The 18,098-nt window shown below is 33.6% G+C and carries 16 protein-coding genes and 1 pseudogene; 8 read left to right on the top strand and 9 right to left on the bottom strand.

The genetic code is table 11. From position 1 onward, the window contains the following. Positions 1-68 precede the first annotated feature (68 nt). The 3 genes from R9X47_RS04050 to R9X47_RS04040 are packed head-to-tail and all read right to left on the bottom strand — an operon-like array spanning position 69 to position 1,055. A complete protein-coding gene (locus R9X47_RS04050; protein ID WP_432665434.1) occupies positions 69-368 on the bottom strand; it encodes a hypothetical protein in 300 nt (99 codons plus the stop codon). Positions 369-413: 45 nt separating this feature from the next. Then, positions 414-728, bottom strand: coding sequence for a hypothetical protein (locus R9X47_RS04045; protein ID WP_432665433.1), 315 nt, complete (start codon positions 726-728; stop codon positions 414-416). Between the two features lie 36 nt (positions 729-764). Continuing rightward, positions 765-1,055, bottom strand: coding sequence for a hypothetical protein (locus tag R9X47_RS04040; protein WP_432665432.1), 291 nt, complete (start codon positions 1,053-1,055; stop codon positions 765-767). A gap of 166 nt (positions 1,056-1,221) precedes the next feature. Here R9X47_RS04040 and R9X47_RS04035 point away from each other — a divergent pair, with 166 nt between their 5' ends. Beyond that, the gene (locus R9X47_RS04035; RefSeq protein WP_432665431.1) at positions 1,222-1,443 is read left to right on the top strand and encodes a hypothetical protein; all 222 of its coding nucleotides are present in this window, start codon (positions 1,222-1,224) and stop codon (positions 1,441-1,443) included. A gap of 249 nt (positions 1,444-1,692) precedes the next feature. On the opposite strand, the gene R9X47_RS04030 is transcribed toward R9X47_RS04035, so the two are convergent. Together R9X47_RS04030 and R9X47_RS04025 are read right to left on the bottom strand one after the other, a co-directional pair. After that, positions 1,693-1,968 carry a hypothetical protein gene (locus R9X47_RS04030; RefSeq protein ID WP_432665430.1) on the bottom strand — a complete coding sequence of 92 codons (276 nt, stop codon included), beginning with the start codon at positions 1,966-1,968 and terminating at the stop codon, positions 1,693-1,695. 101 nt (positions 1,969-2,069) lie between these two features. Further along, complete coding sequence (locus R9X47_RS04025; RefSeq protein WP_432665429.1) at positions 2,070-2,504, bottom strand: GNAT family N-acetyltransferase; 435 nt, start codon at positions 2,502-2,504, stop codon at positions 2,070-2,072. 398 nt (positions 2,505-2,902) lie between these two features. Here R9X47_RS04025 and R9X47_RS04020 point away from each other — a divergent pair, with 398 nt between their 5' ends. Next, positions 2,903-4,495, top strand: a complete 1,593-nt coding sequence (locus tag R9X47_RS04020) for a DUF4489 domain-containing protein (RefSeq protein ID WP_432665428.1) — start codon at positions 2,903-2,905, stop codon at positions 4,493-4,495. Between the two features lie 154 nt (positions 4,496-4,649). Here the strand turns inward: R9X47_RS04020 and R9X47_RS04015 are convergent, their stop codons facing one another. Continuing rightward, complete coding sequence (locus tag R9X47_RS04015; protein WP_432665427.1) at positions 4,650-5,972, bottom strand: FAD-binding oxidoreductase; 1,323 nt, start codon at positions 5,970-5,972, stop codon at positions 4,650-4,652. A 332-nt stretch (positions 5,973-6,304) separates the two neighbouring features. Here R9X47_RS04015 and R9X47_RS04010 point away from each other — a divergent pair, with 332 nt between their 5' ends. Continuing rightward, positions 6,305-7,852, top strand: coding sequence for a DUF4489 domain-containing protein (locus R9X47_RS04010; RefSeq protein ID WP_432665426.1), 1,548 nt, complete (start codon positions 6,305-6,307; stop codon positions 7,850-7,852). A gap of 339 nt (positions 7,853-8,191) precedes the next feature. Here the strand turns inward: R9X47_RS04010 and R9X47_RS04005 are convergent, their stop codons facing one another. Further along, on the bottom strand, positions 8,192-9,187 hold the full coding sequence (locus R9X47_RS04005) for a right-handed parallel beta-helix repeat-containing protein (RefSeq protein ID WP_432665425.1): 996 nt from the start codon (positions 9,185-9,187) through the stop codon (positions 8,192-8,194). 445 nt (positions 9,188-9,632) lie between these two features. Between R9X47_RS04005 and allB the strand changes: the two genes are divergently transcribed. Together allB and R9X47_RS03995 are read left to right on the top strand one after the other, a co-directional pair. Beyond that, the gene (allB, locus tag R9X47_RS04000) at positions 9,633-10,994 is read left to right on the top strand and encodes an allantoinase AllB (protein WP_432665424.1); all 1,362 of its coding nucleotides are present in this window, start codon (positions 9,633-9,635) and stop codon (positions 10,992-10,994) included. 25 nt (positions 10,995-11,019) lie between these two features. Continuing rightward, positions 11,020-12,399 (top strand): NCS1 family transporter, encoded by a 1,380-nt coding sequence (locus tag R9X47_RS03995; RefSeq protein WP_432665423.1) that lies wholly within the window; start codon positions 11,020-11,022, stop codon positions 12,397-12,399. 476 nt (positions 12,400-12,875) lie between these two features. Here the strand turns inward: R9X47_RS03995 and R9X47_RS03990 are convergent, their stop codons facing one another. Further along, the gene (locus R9X47_RS03990) at positions 12,876-13,898 is read right to left on the bottom strand and encodes a right-handed parallel beta-helix repeat-containing protein (RefSeq protein ID WP_432665422.1); all 1,023 of its coding nucleotides are present in this window, start codon (positions 13,896-13,898) and stop codon (positions 12,876-12,878) included. Between the two features lie 359 nt (positions 13,899-14,257). Here R9X47_RS03990 and R9X47_RS03985 point away from each other — a divergent pair. Further along, positions 14,258-14,388: pseudogene (locus R9X47_RS03985) on the top strand (DUF255 domain-containing protein); the annotation flags it as partial. A gap of 97 nt (positions 14,389-14,485) precedes the next feature. On the opposite strand, the gene R9X47_RS03980 reads toward R9X47_RS03985, so the two are convergent. Next, positions 14,486-15,403 carry a patatin-like phospholipase family protein gene (locus R9X47_RS03980; RefSeq protein ID WP_432665421.1) on the bottom strand — a complete coding sequence of 306 codons (918 nt, stop codon included), beginning with the start codon at positions 15,401-15,403 and terminating at the stop codon, positions 14,486-14,488. 223 nt (positions 15,404-15,626) lie between these two features. On the opposite strand from R9X47_RS03980, the gene R9X47_RS03975 reads away from it, so the two are divergent. Beyond that, positions 15,627-15,776 carry an SBBP repeat-containing protein gene (locus tag R9X47_RS03975; protein WP_432665420.1) on the top strand — a complete coding sequence of 50 codons (150 nt, stop codon included), beginning with the start codon at positions 15,627-15,629 and terminating at the stop codon, positions 15,774-15,776. Between the two features lie 159 nt (positions 15,777-15,935). Beyond that, complete coding sequence (locus tag R9X47_RS03970; protein ID WP_432665419.1) at positions 15,936-17,990, top strand: thioredoxin domain-containing protein; 2,055 nt, start codon at positions 15,936-15,938, stop codon at positions 17,988-17,990. Positions 17,991-18,098: the final 108 nt, after the last annotated feature.

Genomic DNA, 18,098 nt, shown 5'->3' with positions numbered 1-18,098 from the left:
CTATCTATGAAGAATAAATCATATACAAAGGCGTCGTAAGACGCCTTTGACTCTTATTTTGGAATATACTAGTTAGGGAAAGGCAAGAGTTGGATACTAGCTAATATGGAAGCTTCTACCGTACCATTATTATTAGTAGTAGTTACTAAATCTACTCGACCTTGAGAAACCCTTGTTCCGATTAAGCTTTCGATAGCGAGTTTTTCAATAGTATGTTCATTTCCATTAGTAGTAGTTGTTGATTGAATTCTAGCCTCAGTGGTGTTAATTGATTCAATTGTAAATAAATTACTTGCTACTGCAATAGCCGTATTAGAACCATCAGTTGGCATCATAACAATTGCGTTAAGAGCTGGGTCAATCACCATAGAAACACCTCCTTTTATTAAACTTCAAGATCTATGGCTTTAATTCTATTCAGGTGGAGCAACTATTCTAATTATTACAACTCCCTCAGGATTTATTACTTCAAGCACTAAACTAGGAACCAATGTCGTTAAGTCGAATTCAGGTGTGTTAATTCGAATTAAAAACTCCGTAGGACTAATTCCTATTAATACAACTTCAGCAGGTGAAATTCCTTCAATGTTGAATAAAGGAGTGTTGACCCTAATTGTATATCCTGCAAAGGGAATCAGAAGTATCAATTCATCTACATTTGCCTGTCTCAATTTTACAGAATCATCCTTTTGTGGTGACTGTTGAATTTTAATATGATCTAATAGCAAAACAATACCTCCCTTCGTTTAAAAATTAATTTATAGCTATTGTCCCATGATAACAAACCCAATAATAAGTGGTCTTGTCTGAGCTACTTGAGTGCTACTATTATCAGTAACAAATTCAAGAGTACCACCGGCAATCTTTGTTGCAACGAGGCCTTCATTAGATGACTTTTGAATAGTATGTTCATTTCCTGTAGCAGTAGAGACTGACTGGGTTCTAATTTCAGTGGTATTAGTTGATTCAATGTCATACAAATCTGATTGTATGGCAATATTTGCATCAGGAGCCTTGGATACAACGAGGATTTCGTTAAGTCCGACTGCGGCCATTAAAACACCTCCTTTCCTTTAGCTACTAGATATATATGTATTGAGGTCCAATTGTGTTACAAGCATATATCTCCGGTTTTAGAGAAGAGAATCCAAGAAGTACCAAAAGGAAAAATGGATATTTTGTTGAATAAGTATATGGGTAAAACTAAAGGAGGTAACTAGAATGAAAGACACAATTAAGGTAGTAGATATTACAATTCAGAAAAAATTTAAAGAGTTAGTAGATGCAAAGAGAGAGGGAAAAACATATGATTTTATGATTGAATTGAAGAAGGAGCTAGAAGCTACTCTAGAGGAAGAAAGAAACAATGAGCATGTAGAAAAGATAGAGGGTTTGTTACATGAAATAGAAATGCGTCGTGTAAAAAAAAGTTATATGCAATAAGATGAGAGGCAGGTTGTCAATTAAAAAAATTATTATAATTGCTAATATAAGCAATTATGGAGTTGAGATTCAGTCCTTGAAATTTACATACTCAATAATACCAGAAAGGCGTCGACAGACGCCTTTTATCTATATAAAGCAAATAGTAGAATGTGAAGTTGGAAAGTGAATCTTAGGTAGGAGAATTTACTCCTACCTAAGTAAAGAAAAACATAATAGTCATTTCTAAAAGAAGTGTTTAGAGTAATATTAGAGATAGAGTACTCTAGCCAGCATAGCAGGTTCTTGCCTTTGGTTAGTTGCACTAGTGTCAAGTAGCGCTATTTCACCCGCGCGAACTTTTGTAGCAATCACACTCTCGTTAGCGGTTTTTAGAACGGTATGTTCATTTCCTGTAGCAGTAGCAACTGATTGGCTTCTGAGTTCGATAGTGTTGTTTGACTCAATATTATATAGTTCACTGCTTAATGCAAGAGCTGTATTAGCACTAGCAACTGGCAAAATAGCAATTTGGATTTGGTTCATAGGAATATCAAGCATGGAGGCACCTCCTTTCCTTAAGCTACTAGATATATATGCGGGGAGGTGAGATTGCGTTACAAGCCTTCATATCCAATCAAGTTACATTACGATAATTTCTTTTTAGCAAAACAGATTGATTCTCCAGAGTTCTTATATTTCTTTATTTTTTCGATTTCATATCCTAAGTTTAAATACCAGTTCTTCAATAGTTCATTGGGGATAATAAAGCCAAGACTCATTTTATTACCGCCAGCTAATATTGCCATATTTTCTGCATGTGTTATTAACTTTTTACCATAGCCTTTATGTTGATGGTTTGGATGAACTGCTAATCTCACTATCTTGTATGATTCTTCTGATTTCTGTAACAATCCCACACACCCAATCAGTTCCTCTTTTTCAAAGGCTCCATAGAAAAAGGTGTTTTTCAAAATTTCTTTTTTCAATTGCTCTATGCTGAAATGCTTTTTCTCAAAAGACTGATTAAGCAAGTCAACACAATCAGGATAGTCTTCTTTTCTCAAAGGTCTTATTGCCATATATTTCCTCGGCTTTCTTATAAATTGTTGCTTCAATTATATGTATTCTTTTATGATTGGTCAATTTATACAATAAAAATTAGCGTAAATTAGAAGTAAGAGTTAGCCTTTAAAGTCTATTGAGAAGTTAATCGATTATTTTAAGTCTATATTTAATAGTTTTGTAGTAATACGGATTTTGATAAGTCCAGCCAGTGACATAACAATGTCTCCTTTTTTATTTGGAGAAAAAAGAACTTGCCAGAATGGAATTAATCACTGATTTAATAAACCAGCATATGATGTAATGAAAATGGAGTGTACGTGTTATAAGAGTATTGCAGATATTAAGTATATTTCTCTAAAGTATACTTTAATCATATAGCCGAAAATCAACAAAATAATGAGGAGGAATAAAAGTGACCCATAATAACAGTTATGGAGACAATAAAGCTTGTGAATCAGATAGAGACTGTGCAAAGTGTAGACCAAAGCACCCTAAACTAAAAAAAATATTACTAGAATGTGGTGAAGGAACTGGAAGCAGAACCTTTACATCATCTAATGATACCCCATTCCAATTAGGCCGTGTTACTATAGATACAACCTACTTAAATAAACCTGAAGTGCTAATAAAGTTTTCAAGTATTGTTAGAATGGAGGTATTGGTTTTTCCTGCAACGGTCAGATTGCAATACGAATTGCTTAGAGTATGTGACAAAGAAGAGCCAAAATCCCTAGGAATTTTAATGTTTGAGGAAGTTAATGTTGCTGATGATGATGAGATCGTAGCCTTTGATTGCGAAGAAGAATCATTTAGTTTTATCTTTTGTGAATGTACAAATTGCCATAGCTGCTGTGAGTATTTTGTAACTGTCATGCCAGTTGAAATAACTAATGCCAGGGCAACAGTTAGTAATGGAAGAATGGCGGCATTATCGGGGGCTTTATGTGATTCCTTAAAGGAAGAATATAAAACCTATGAGTCAAAGTATGAAGGTAATAAACTTAAGAAAAAACATCCAAAACCTAAAGAAACATTACTTGCATGTGGTCAAGGAAATGGAAATGTAATCTTTAGAGATCTTGCACCGCAACCGCCAGCTCAAATAGCCCACGTTGCCATTGATACAACCTGTTTAAATAGGTCTAAAGTTTTAATAGAGTTTTCAAGTATTATCAAAATTGATCGAGATATTGAAGATGTTAGATTACAATTTGAATTATTTAGAATGTGCGGAGATTCTGAGCCTTTATCCCGTGGGATTTGGACATTTGAAAGAACAGGAGTTACTGAAGATATAGAATTGGAAAAAACCTTTACATTTATATTTTGTGATTGTGAAGTTCCAACAAGCTGCTGTGAATATTTTGTAATAGTAACACCAATTTTATTAAAGGATATTGATGATGATAATGATGATGTTATTGATGCGGATGTAATAGTTGACAATGTAAGGATGACTGCCCTTGCTCAATCATTAACAAATTGCATTCATCACCATGATTGCAAACCCCTAGATAAAAAAAGCGACTGCATCTGCTGTGTAAGTAAGAGTCCTAAGCCTAGGGAAATATTGCTAGAATGTGGTAGTGGGAATGGTAGTAGAACCTTTACTTCATCAGGTGAATCAGCCTTCCAATTAGCTCAGGTTACAATAGATACAACATGTCTATGCAAACCTATGGTGAATATAGAGTTTTCTAGCATTGTGAGTTTTAACGTAATTGAAGAGGATGGGAATGTTCAATTAAGATATGAATTATTTAGAGTGTGCGACAATAGAAGACCTATATCTTTAGGGATTTGGTCAGTGGAAAGAATAGACCTTGATCCACGGTTTATTGAGCAGTCTACAAACACATTCGATTTTACATTTTGTGATTGCGTAACATGTCCTGGAGGTTGTGAGTATTTTGTAATGGTTACGCCTGTTACAATAACCGAAGGTATAGTTACTGCTACTGTTAGTGATGGTAGAATTGCTGCACTAGTTCAAGAATTATGTTAGAATTGATAAAACTTTAATGAAAAAAAGCGTCTGTAATTAAAAATTTAATAATTCAGCCCGGATTATTCAAAGGACAAGGGGATAGGTTTATGCCCCTTGTCCTTTTTTAAGAATATTTAACTTCACTAAAAAATTTATCTCAGTGGAGCTAATTTTATAAAGGCTCAATAGATTGTGGAAAATTAAATATATTTAGAGGGTCGTACTCACTTTTAACATCTCTAAGTCTTAGATAATTATCTCCATAGTATTGCTCTTGCCAATTTTTAATATCAAAATCGGTGAAACCTCTATAGGTTCCTTTTCCTACAGTGTCTAGTAATTCTTTAACGCTATTTGTCCAAGCAATATTATCATCTCTATAGATTTCTAAATCCCATACTGATTCGATTTCTATTAGATACAATGAGTTTCTATGGACAAAAGCAGTCTCGTTAGGTTTAATCTGACTTACATTTCCATTAAGACCGATAAACTCATAAAATTGTGTAGAGTCTTTTGGGGCACTAATTAATTTGTCTTCTAAACATTTTAATATGCATTTATTAAGTGGTGTAAATATAAAAGAGCCTGTTCCTTTAAATTTTCGAGGGTTAGGGCATCCACTAGACCATTTTTCTAAAGCTTGTTTATATGAAATAGTTTCTATTTCTATAGATTCTGTAGGTGCAGCATTTATAAGAGGCTCAATTAAAAGTTCTAGCTCTTCTTTACCTCCAAAAAACTGTCCACTTGATGATAATAAAATATTACCAGATGGCTCCTTTTCAAAACTTACACTGGTTGATAATCTAACATCAGCAGAAGGAGTAAAACTTTGCCAAGTATCTAACACGTCAATAAAGTATTTACTGTTCCACGTTATAACATAAGTTGAAACATTACATACAGGAGTAATCTTATAGGTTAATGAAACTACTATTCCAAAACTTGAAGCAAGGCCACCTCGTACAGCCCAAAATAAATTTTCATTACAATATTCATTTGCAACTATTTTCTTGCCCTCATAGTTTATTAGTTCTATTTCTAATAAATTATCACAGGAGAGTCCTAGCAATCTTGCTGCAAATCCAACGCCTCCACAAGTAGTTAGCCCACAAAAACCTACATCGTTGCATGTTCCAGCTGGTATAGTATACCCTTTGTTAACTAAGTCAGAGTACATTTTTCCGCTTGTTATTCCAGCACCAAGCTTAGCTTTGTTATTTATTTCATCGATAAAAGTGTAATTAATATTACTAATATCTATTACCATTCCTTTATTGACATTTGAATTGCCCTCGTAATCATGTCTTCCACTCCTAATTCTAAAGGGAATTTCATTTGATACAGCATATTTTAATGCATTTACAATATCATCTTCAGAAAAACAAAAGACTATAACGAGTGGAAACTTTTTAAAAGCCAGATTAAAATCCCTACTAGATTCTATATATATTGGGTTGTCTTTTTTAACAACTCCACCTGTTATATACATCGAAGACCTCCTTAAAAAGTTAATCTGAGTAGATCTTATTAATCTTAAGAATATCTTGTCTTACAGTTATTCTCAATACATGCTATGAATACTGAGATAAAAATGTTACTTTCTTTAAAGTAGAAGCTTTGCTTTTGCATAAAAAATTTAGGAGTGAATTACTATGTCTGTAATAATAAAACCTATCAACTAGTTAACTAGACTAACATATAATGTAGTGAAAATAGAATGTACATGTTATAGGAGGATTGCAGATATTGAGTATATGTCCCTAAAAGTATACTTAACTCATATAGACCGAAAATTGAAAAAGTATAAGAGGAGGAATATAAGTGACATATAATAATGGTTATGAAGAACATAAAACTTGTGAACCAGATAAAGACTGCACTAAGTGCAAAGTAAAGCACCCCAAACCCAAAAAGGCACTACTGGAATGTGGTCAGGGAACTGGAAGTAGAACCTTTACATCATCCAATGATTCTCCATTCAAATTAGCCTATGTTACATCTGATACAACTTGTTTAATAGAACCTGAAGTGCTAATAAAGTTTTCTAGTCTAGTTAAGATGGAGAGAATAGGTGACACAGCAACAGTTAGGTTACAATACGAATTGTTTAGAATATGTGAAGATGGGGAAGCAAATTCTCTAGGAATTTGGATATTTGAAGAAGTAAATGTTGAAATGACGGCTTTTGACCAACAAGAAGAATCATTCAGCTTTATCTTTTGTGAATGTACAAATTGTCCTAGATGCTGTGAATATTTTGTAGCCGTCACACCAGTTGAAATAACAAATGCTAGGGCAACTGTTAGTAATGGTAGAATGGCAGCATTATCCCAATCTTTATGTGATTCTCTAAAGCACCAATGTAAAACCTCTGCATTGAAATATAATGAAACTGAACTTAAGCAAAAACATGGCAAGCCTAAAGATATGGCTATAGCATGCGGTCAAGGAAATGGAAGTGTAGTTTTTAGAAGAAACACGTTCACACCTGAGTTAAATCTGCCAATTGAAACAGCTCATGTTAGCATTGAGACAACATGTTTAAGTAAACCTAAGGTTTTAATAGAGTTTTCATGTACTATTACAGTTGGAGGATCCATAGTGACCGGACTACAATTTGAATTGTTTAGAGTGTGCGGCAATGGAGTGCCGTTATCTCGAGGGAGTTGGACATTTGAAGGAGCAGGAACAAGCAATAACATAGTGAAGGCTTTTGATTTCATTTTCTGTGAATATGAAGTTCCAGAAAGCTGCTGTGAATATTTTGTGAAAGTTGCACCGATTGATTTAAATTTTTCTAGTAATGCAGTAGTAGTTGATAATGCTAGAATAGTTGCCCTGGCCCAATCATCAACGGACTGTTTTTATGGTGATGATTGCAAAAAACTTGAAAGAAAAGGGGAGGGTATTGATTATAAACCAAAGCATCCTAAACCAAGAAAGATACTACTCGAATGTGGTCAGGGAACTGGAAGTAGAACTTTCACTTCATCCAATGACTCAGCTTTTCAATTAGCATATGTTACAATAGATACAGCCTGTCTGTGTAAGCCAATGGTGAATATTCAGTTTTCAAGTATTATAAGTGTTATAGCAACCCCTAACGGTGAAGCTCGGCTACGATATGAATTATTTAGAGTATGTGGAAATAGAAGAGCTGTATCAATAGGGAGCTGGGTATTGGAAAGAATAAGCATAGGTGCTATTGAGAAATCAACAAACATATTTAATTTCACCTTCTGTGATTGCGCTACCTGTCCAGGATGCTGTGATTACTTTGTAACTGTTACACCTGTTGGAATAGATCCGTTTGATACGATAGTAACAGTTAGCAATGGTAGAATGGCTGCATTGGCACAAGAAGGATAATAGAATGACTAGGAAGCTAGAAATTGAAAGAGTAAAGCTATTTTAGGTGTCTTTGTTCTTTTTTGAATATGTAGCTAAAGGCTCTTGTATTAAAATTTTAATTACTCAATAAGTCAAAAAAGATAAATTTAGCAATGAGGTATACAATTAATAATACCTCATTATTTTTTTGTAATATATAAGTAACTAATAAGAGAAAGATGACTCCTACTGAATATGGAAGTCATCTTGTAATTGATTAATCATTTTTAGTGTCCACAACTAAAGACTTACTTTAGTTTCACATCGGCTGTATCTATTATTTAAACTAAATTAACTAGATGATGCAAACTATTTATATTATATTCCCACAACTTTACCATCATTGATATTACTAAAGATTTTATTGTCGATACCTTTATTTACTATGTTAAATAGTTCATTGTCTGAAATGACATTGTCATTTATAGAATTAAAGTTGCCAGTTATAGATACTCCTATATTATTTGAAGTGATTATATTTCGTTGAAGTAAATTATTATTACTTAATACATTTATTCCATCTTGAGTATTTCCTTGAATAATATTACCAATGATGGAAGTGTCGGTTCCTTGTACAATGATTCCATCCAAACTGGAACTTATATTATTATTTATAACTTTGTTATAGCTGTTATTGATAATTATTCCTGTCTTTGAAGTACCTATAAGAATATTTTGCTGTATGTTATTACATTTTCCATACATAATGAAAGCATTTTCATTGTCATTAAGTAAATTTTCTTTAAAAATATTTCCAGAAGAATCCGATGAATACCATCCAATTCCTACTCTGGAAAAACGTATGGAATTATTCTCTATTAAGTTTTCAGATGCTTTTCCTCCAACATTGATGATTCCTCCTATAGTGTTTAAAGTGAATATATTATTTTTAATGGCATTATCATTACCAAACATATTTATTCCTGAGAGATTATTTGTTGCAAGTACACATTCTTCGATTTTATTTGCATTTCCTCTTAGAAGAATACCATAACGTCCATTGGATAGACACCTTACATTAACAATTGAATTCTTATCTCCTCTTAAAAAAATACCTATAGAAAAGTTTGATATACGTAAATCTTGTAGTAAAACCCTATGGGCTCCACTTATATCAATACCTATACCTTCATCTGTTACACCATTAATCTCAACAAGTTCGTTATCCATTGCTTTAATTGTGATGTTGTCCTTATTGACCATTACCGATTCAGAATAAATACCCTCTTGTATTAAAATAGTGTCACCTGGTGAAGCTGCATCAACAGCGGATTGAATAGTTGGAAAGTCTGTTGGAACTATTAATGTTGCCATAAAATCATTCCTCTCATTATAGAATATCTTAATAAGTTACTAAAGTTCAGTTCACTTATCTAGTAGGAACATATGTAGATAAGTCTAATTGTGTTACAAGCTGTTAAAAATTGTGTCAATTTATACCATGAAAATAAGTGTAAGGTTTCTGCAAAGAACTAGGTTGCAGGTTAATTGTCCTGAAAATGGAAAGGAAAGCCAGGGGGAGTAAAAGTAGCATATATCATATAATGCTTAGGGAAACAACAGGGAGATGAACCTGTTCCTATGTCCTTTTATTATCTGGAATGTCTAAACTGTTAGTGGTATTTTTATCCAAATATACAGTATTTTAATTTTGAATTAATGATATAGTTTATATAAGGCTGATTACCATATTCCTTTCATGATAGGAGTTTAGCAGTACAAAGCTAATGTTAAACTAAATAGAAAGTAAGTGATTTTAATGTATGATTTAGTTGTAAAAAATGGTAAATTAGTGACACATGACAGAATATTTGAAGCTGATATTTGCATCAGGGACGGCAAATATGCAGCGTTTATAGAAAATGGAGAAGAAGTCGACTCAAAGAAGACCATCGATGCAAAGGGAAACTTCGTATTCCCTGGTATTATTGATTGTCATGCACATCTCAATGAGCCAGGCTTTACATGGAGAGAAGATTTCGCAACGGGTACAAGAGCAGCAGCTGTTGGTGGCACTACAACTCTTATTGATATGCCTTTAAATAATGAACCTCCTCTTACAAATAAAAAAGTATTTGATTTAAAGTATGGCTTGATTAGTAAGAAAGCTGTTGTCGACTATAGTCTTTGGGGTGGACTAGTAGATTATAACCTTAATGATTTAGTTGGGCTAAACGATTGTGGCGTAGCAGCTTTTAAAGCGTTTGTATGCCCAATGGGTGATAGTTCATTCACATCAGTCAATCTTGGACATATAAAAGAGGCTTTAGAAATTCTAAAACCACATGGCACAATTTGCGGTTTTCATTGTGAAGAATACGGTTTAGTGCTTGAACTAGAAAAGAATGCTAAGTTAGAAAATAGAAATACAGTTCGAGATTTTTTGGATGCTCATAGTGTGCTAGTAGAATATGTAGCAACTAGAAATATGATTGATATGGCCAGAGATACAGGTGGAAAAGTACATATTTGCCATATTAGTCACCCATCAGTTGCACAGCTTGTAAAAGATGCCATTCATGAAGGTTTGTCAGTTACAGGAGAAACCTGTCCTCATTACTTAGGTTTTACAGAAGATTTGGTAATTGAAAAAGGAGCTCCTGCTAAGTGTACTCCTCCTATGAGAACTAGAGATGCAGTAGAACAATTGTGGGATTATGTTTTAGATGGTACGCTTTCATGTATTGGTTCTGACCACTCTCCAGCAGACGAAAAAGAAAAAGATAATGAAACTAATACTATTTGGACTGCTTGGGGTGGCCTAAACTCAATCCAATTCTTATTACCTATGATGTTTGATATGGCAGTTAATCAAAGAGGATACAGTCCCACTTTACTTGGAAGAACCTTAGGTTACAATCCAGCTAAACTTTTTAACTTATATGGTCGCAAAGGAGCGTTTGAAATTGGATTTGATGGTGATGTTGTAATTCTAGATCCAAAAAAGGAATGGCATATATCTAAAGAAACATTAATGACAATGAACAAGGTTTCTGCTTTTGAGGGTGTCTCAGGAAAAGGATTTCCCACACATACAATTGTTAGAGGTGAGGTTGTCGCTGAAAATGGAATGTATAAGGATGTATTTGGCTATGGTGAGTTTATCAAGCCTATAAAATAGAAATATAATTTGGGAGGATTTTAATATGAGTGTTGAGAATGTAAACGGCATAGCCCATGTCGAAGATACATTATTACCAATTCCTGCAGACAAAAGAATTCTAGGTGGGCTATCTTATCTGACAGCATGGCTAGGTGGATGTATATCAATAGGAACATTTGCATTGGGCTCCAGCATAGTAAGCTCAGGACTGAGCCTGCTGCAGGCTGGTATAGCAATGTTAATTGGATCATTGATCCTTATCGTAGGACTAATTTTAAATGACAGACAGTGTTATAAAACTGGTATACCTTATGTTGTGCAACTTAGAGCTGCCTTTGGGATGAAGGGAACAGTCGTACCTGCATTAATGAGGGCTGCGCCAGCAATAGTATGGTATGGTGTTCAGAGCTGGTTAGCGGGTACCGCATTAAATGAAGTTTCTAAAACATTATTTAATTATGATAACACTATAGCTTTTTTTATAGTATTTCAAATTATTCAAATGTTACTTTCACTTTTAGGGTTTAAAGGCGTTAAATGGATTGAGAATATTGGTGCTATATTTATTGTTAGTGCATTGGCTTACATGTTATATATTTGCTTAACCAATTATGGTGATGTTATTACAACAAATCTTATTAACCAGAAAGGTAGCTGGGGACTTCCATTTTGGGCAGCAGTTATTTCATTCTTTGGGGTAAACATTACCGTTATGCTGAACGCTGGAGACTATGTAAGAGAGTTAAAATATGGCTACAGTGATACTAAACGAGGAATCATTTATTTCCTTGCAATGGTTCCGGCTACCGTGTTTATGGGTATTATTGGGCTAATGATTACAACTGCTACAGGAATTTCGAATCCAATTGTTGCGTTCTCCACTGCGGTAGATAATAAATTATTGGTTGTTATCACATTACTATTTATTATTTTTGCACAAATGACAACAAACCTTTTAAGTAATATAATACCTCCGACATATGCCTTGATGGATATTTTCAAACTGAAGCATGCAAAAGCTGCAATTCTTGTTAGTGTTCTTGCAGTAGGTACATTCCCATGGGAGCTTGTGAAAGAATCTTCAGCGGCTGGACTAGGAATATTCATACGAGTATATACTGTATTCTTTGGACCAATTTTCGCCGTTTTACTCACAGATTATTACATTCTCAGAAAACAAAAAATTAATTTGGATGATTTATACGATGAAAATGGACCTTTCAAGGGTGTAAATGTTGCCGGAATAATCGCTATTACGGTTGGAGCGGCATTTGGTTTCATTAATATAGGGTTGTCATTTTTCATAAGCTTCATTCCAACTATGATTGTCTACTATTTATCATTAAAAATGCTTCCATATTCAAAGTCTTTTACAAAAGGAACAATCCTAGCTACTAATGAAGATGTTAAGAAGATTTCTTAAAAAGATTTTTATCATTCATATCAGTACTTAACCCTACCCCTACAATTATTAAAATTGTAGGGGACTATTGTATCTCATATTTCGATGAATGATTCACAACCTGTCCTCTTGTCCTTTTTAATTACCCCCCCTTTTGGATACAAGTAGCTTTAAAATTGAAAAAGATATAGCAAAAAGAAAATGCATAAGGCATATTCTTTTTTTTATCTTAAGAAAAAGGTTTGTCAGAATAAAATCTATCACTGATTTAATAAAAGAACATATAATGTAATGAAAATAAAATGTACATGTATTAAGTTCTATTCTAGAACCTCTAGGGGCTATGGCTATTGACATGGATGATAAATTTATAAGTGATAGGAGAGTTGCAGAGCCTCACAACACTATAAATGTAAGGATATTGTGATGTGAGTAATGAGTATTGAGATGAACATAAAAAAAAGCAGGGAGAACAAATCCCTGCTATAGTTTTGCATCTAACAACTACTACAGATAGTTGGTGGCTGGCTCGTATCATAGTCGTTATCTACGAAATTATTGTCCATTCCAGCATCTACAATATCAAAGACTACGTTGTTTTTCACAGTGTTCTCAATAATATTGTTATTTTTACCATCGATGTCAATTCCAGCCTGCAGATTGTTTATTATCTCGTTTTTAGTAATAACGTTTTTGTCTGAGAAGAAATCAATGAAGATGCCATCCTCTAAATTATAATTTATTTTATTTATCTTGATAGTGCTAGAATTTCGAGAAATTACTACTCCGCTACCTTGATTATTTCTTATTATATTGTTAGTAATAGTTATTGAAGAGAAAAGAAGGATACCATTATTTTCATTATTTCTTATTGTATTGTCAGTTATAGTACCGAGATTCCCAGCAAATGTGATACCATTATTTTCATTATTCCTTATTATATTGTTAGTTATCATAGTATTAAATGTACTAGCATCTATGGAAATTCCAGTATTACCATTGTTTTTTATGGCGTTGTGTGAAATAGTATTATTACTAGAGTCAAATCCTCCGAAAATACCATTGTTTCCATTGTTTGTTATAATGTTGTCAGTGACAATATTATCATTTGAAGTACCGAAGAAGATTCCGTGAAATCTATTACTGCTTATTGTATTGTTGGCTATATTGGTCTTGTTTCCTAAAAAAAGGGAAATTCCTATATTTTGATTATTAATAATAGTGTTTAGAGTGACAGTGTTTTCGTTTCCCAAAATTTCAATACCAGAAGAATATCTTTCTATTCTAAAACCTCTGATTTCTACATTGTCAGCCTGTATGGAAAATCCTGTACCAGTCATAATTACACCATCAAGGACGACATTACTGCCAATGGCAATAATGCTAATATTACTGCTGTTAATAGTTACGCTTTCATTATAAATACCATTTTGAACCTGAATTTCATCACCTGGTTGAGCAATGTTGACTGCATCTTGAATGGAATTAACTCCAGAAGAAGGAACAATAATTATTGTCATAAAGTCTCACCTCCTTTTTTCCATATACAATATGCAGACAAGTCTTTTGAGGTGACAAGATAAGTTACAAGGGATTTATAGGGGCAATAAGATATTTAATTACCTCATAAAATCTCTCAGAGATTTTATGGCAAGAATAGAAGCTTTATCTAACTTATCAATGTAATTTGCTTAATTAATCAGTCAATAATAAAATACCAATCTATTAAGCTTTGAGGTATACAATTTATAATACCACATTATTTTTTGGTATTATATTATAGACTATGAAAAATGCTTGGAGATGAAAAGTATGAGTTTAGATAAAGAATCTAATAGATTAATAAATGAAAAAAGTCGATCTAAATAAATAACGTGCATATCTTCTACAATATGGATATAACCCAGTAGACTGTATCCATGGTCAGATGAAGTCTTTGGAAGGGCTAAAAGGGAAGATAAACATATATTCCTAAGTATTGGATACTCGACCTGTCACTGGTGCTATGTTTAATAAAGTATTCAATAATAAAATAAGAGCCGATATTTATCTCTTATCTCACAGAACATGTAAAAAGATAAAATAAAGAGCTCTAATCTTCTTAACATTAAAACCAATTATTTCTAACCCAGTTAATAGTCATCTCCAAGTCTAAACCATTGGCTAGGGATATCAAGGTAGGTGTTTTAGAATATGCATCAAGCGGTATCGGCCCAATTTCTTTTGGGATTTCTAAATTTAAGCGACAATACTGCTCTCTTAAAAGCTGGTAACTATAAAATTCGTTAACACCTATATCGCTGTTGAACAAGAGTTCTAATAGAGGATAGGGCGGTTTGGGATAAAAAGACCACTCAATAGATCCCCATTTAGTTGTATCAGCGGTAATTTGCTGAGGATATATTCCGGTACCGATTGATAAAAGATACATGTCATCAAGGGCCTTTATATTTCCCTGTTCACCTCTTGCTGCAGCTATAGCTGCTGTACTAGGATTGTTCGCTATAACTGCCCCGTCTACATGGCTTTTGTAAGAGGGAAAATAGGTTGGTGCGGCATTACTAGCGAGGGCAACATCTATCACTAATGCTTCCATATTTGTAGAATCGGGTAAATTGTTAAAAAAGACAGGACTCCAATAAGGTTTCGAATAAGAACCAGTTACCCTGAATGAAGGTATCAGCACCTTGTGAGATAAATCAGATAGGCGAAGATTTTTAGGAAATATCATACTGAGTGCTTGTTTGAGGTGTTTATTATCATACTTGGGCCTATAACATTGCATATACTGAGGGGTAAAAATGTATTTACCATAACGGACATAAAAATCTACAAGATCTTCTGGTGAAAGGCCATAAGCAAGGCCTAAGGTAATGATAGAACCGGTAGAGGTGCCGGCAAAAAGTTCAGTCATATTTATAAACTCAGAAATTTCAGGTTCATCCTTTAATCTCTTTAGGAGAGTTGCTGTCAGCACACCCCTAATGCCTCCGCCGTCAAAGGTCATAATCCTGTACTTATCCATAAAACACACTCCCTAATAAACTTTTTATATAACTTATGCGAAAGTAGGAAAGCCCATGCTCCAAAAAACAAAATTCTCTAAGGTTTTTAGTGTATTTTAGATCATGTCATGATCTATGCTGTTTCTCTTATAAATTATTGCTTAAGATAGACTTGGATTAGAGTCTATTTTTTATTGCCTAGAAACTCAAACATTTGAGGGTGATAGTGGTATTGGTATTGCGTTGGATGATAAGGGGAATGCTTATGTTACAGGAAGTACTATATCATCAGATTTTCCAGTAACCTTAGGCGCATTTCAAAATGAGAAAAAGGGTGATGCTTTTACTGACTCTGGATTTGTGACAAAACTGAATACTACACCTATTCATTAGAAGAGAAATACGAGAAGGGTCAGACATTAAAAACTCGATTACGCAATGAGTCAAAAAAGAAAACTTAAACATTCAGCTTTGAGGTAGATTAATTATAATACCTCATTATTTTTTTGGGTATTATATAAGTAACTATGAATAATATTTGGAGATGATAGTATGAGTTCAAATAAGAAAACCAATAGACTTATAAATGAGAAAAGTCCATATCTTCTACAGCATGCATATAACCCAGTTGATTGGTATCCGTGGTCGGATGAAGCCTTTGAAAAGGCGAAGTCAGAAGATAAACCTATATTTCTAAGTATTGGATACTCTACCTGTCATTGGTGTCATGTAATGGAAAGAGAATCCTTTGAAGATAAAGATGTAGCAGAGATACTAAACAAGGATTTTATATCCATTAAAGTAGATAGAGAAGAAAGACCCGATGTTGATTCTATTTATATGAATGTCTGTCAGGCTATAACTGGTCATGGTGGATGGCCTTTAACTATATTGATGACTTCTGATAAAAAGCCCTTTTATGCAGGAACCTACTTCCCTAAAAGGACTAAATACGGAAGACCAGGACTTATTGAGATACTAGTCTATATAAGTAGCAAATGGAAGGAAAACAAGACAGAGATTATAGAATCAACTGAAAAAATATATAATGCTGTGAAGGATACAAGTGAAAACTTTGAAGTCGAAGAAATTGACGAAAAAGTATTTGATAAGGCATATGAGTATTACATAGACAGTTTTGACGAAGTTTACGGAGGCTTTGGAGGAGCGCCTAAATTTCCTACACCCCATAGCCTGTTATTTCTTCTTAGACATTGGAAGTTAAGTGGAGAAGAAAAGACCATAAAAATGGTAGAGAAGACCCTTGAGGGTATGTATAGAGGTGGGTTGTTTGATCATATCGGACTTGGTTTTACCAGATATTCTACCGATGAAAAGTGGCTTGTACCGCACTTTGAAAAAATGCTATATGATAATGCACTACTAGCGATAGCATATACGGAACTATTTTTAGCAACTAAAAAGAAGAAATACGGAGAGATTGCTGAGTGCATTTTTGCTTATATTATTAGAGATATGACCTCGGAGGATGGGGGATTCTTTACAGCGGAAGATGCGGACTCTGAAGGGGAAGAGGGAAAGTTTTACGTTTGGTCTCCTGAGGAAATAATGGAAGTATTAGGAGAACAGGACGGAGAACTATTTTGCAGATATTATGACATAGCTAAAGGTGGAAATTTTGAGGGTAAGAGTATTCCAAACTTGATTAAAAACAGAAGGTCCATTGAAATTCAAGATTTAGATTTTAAAAATAGATTGGAAATGTGCAGACACAAATTATTTGAACATAGAGAGAAAAGAGTCCACCCTTATAAGGATGATAAGATATTAACCTCATGGAATGGACTAATGATAGCTGCTTTAGCTATTGGAGGAAGAGTTTTTAATAATGAAGATTATACGATAGCGGCAGAAAAATCTATGAGTTTTATAATGGATAAATTAACTAGAGATGATGGAAGATTGCTAGCCAGATATAGAGATGGAGAGTCAAAGTATTTAGCATATCTTGATGATTATGCCTTTATTATATGGGCCTTGCTTGAACTCTTTGAGACAACCGGTAATGAAAAATATGTAGTAAAAGCAGAGTCCTTAAATAAAGACATGTTTGATCTATTTTTAGATGAAGAAAAGGGTGGCTTCTATCTATATGGTAAAGATAGTGAAGAACTTATAGTTAGACCAAAGGAGATATATGACGGCGCTATCCCATCAGGAAACTCAGTTGCGACTTATAATCTTATAAGGCTATCACAGATTTTCGAAGATGAAAAAAATAGTGAAGTAATTTCAAAGCAATTTGAAATCTTTGGTGCTAGTATAAACCTCAGTCCAATATCCTATGCATTTATGTTAATGGCACTACAAAGTTATAATAGAATGAAGGACAAAATAGTTCTTGTTGGGAGAAATAGCGATAATGGATACAAGCAAATAAGAAAAATAATCAATCAAAAGTTCCTTCCTTTTACTAGCAAAATATTCATAGATATGGATATAAACACATATGATAATATACATGATAAACTTAAAGGCTATAAAATGGTTAATGACAAAACGACGGTATATATATGTAAGGATTTTACCTGTATGGAGCCATTAAATGATAAGTTTAAGATATTAGAAATGATAGAAGAACTTTAGAAAGGGGCTGTCTTATAAAGGTTTCTTATGAGTACAGCCCCGGGTGTTTCAGGAATTCGTCATTCTGAGACACCCTCTTTTATTACTGTTTAACTTTGTTAAATAAGG

The sequence above is a fragment of the Wukongibacter baidiensis genome (assembly GCF_050888315.1).
Classification (GTDB): Bacteria; Bacillota; Clostridia; order Peptostreptococcales; family Caminicellaceae; genus Wukongibacter; species Wukongibacter baidiensis.
Note: the sequence above shows the minus strand (reverse complement) of the source record. Positions and strands in the feature narration are given on the sequence as shown.

Bases quoted from the DNA above. Each gene is read 5' to 3' on its own strand.
- R9X47_RS04050 (WP_432665434.1), bottom strand. From the start codon at position 368: ATGGTGATTGACCCAGCTCTTAACGCAATTGTTATGATGCCAACTGAT.
- R9X47_RS04040 (WP_432665432.1), bottom strand. From the start codon at position 1,055: ATGGCCGCAGTCGGACTTAACGAAATCCTCGTTGTATCCAAGGCTCCT.
- R9X47_RS04035 (WP_432665431.1), top strand. From the start codon at position 1,222: ATGAAAGACACAATTAAGGTAGTAGATATTACAATTCAGAAAAAATTT.
- R9X47_RS04030 (WP_432665430.1), bottom strand. From the start codon at position 1,968: ATGAACCAAATCCAAATTGCTATTTTGCCAGTTGCTAGTGCTAATACA.
- R9X47_RS04025 (WP_432665429.1), bottom strand. From the start codon at position 2,504: ATGGCAATAAGACCTTTGAGAAAAGAAGACTATCCTGATTGTGTTGAC.
- R9X47_RS04015 (WP_432665427.1), bottom strand. From the start codon at position 5,972: ATGTATATAACAGGTGGAGTTGTTAAAAAAGACAACCCAATATATATA.
- R9X47_RS04005 (WP_432665425.1), bottom strand. From the start codon at position 9,187: ATGGCAACATTAATAGTTCCAACAGACTTTCCAACTATTCAATCCGCT.
- allB (WP_432665424.1), top strand. From the start codon at position 9,633: ATGTATGATTTAGTTGTAAAAAATGGTAAATTAGTGACACATGACAGA.
- R9X47_RS03995 (WP_432665423.1), top strand. From the start codon at position 11,020: ATGAGTGTTGAGAATGTAAACGGCATAGCCCATGTCGAAGATACATTA.
- R9X47_RS03990 (WP_432665422.1), bottom strand. From the start codon at position 13,898: ATGACAATAATTATTGTTCCTTCTTCTGGAGTTAATTCCATTCAAGAT.
- R9X47_RS03980 (WP_432665421.1), bottom strand. From the start codon at position 15,403: ATGGATAAGTACAGGATTATGACCTTTGACGGCGGAGGCATTAGGGGT.
- R9X47_RS03970 (WP_432665419.1), top strand. From the start codon at position 15,936: ATGAGTTCAAATAAGAAAACCAATAGACTTATAAATGAGAAAAGTCCA.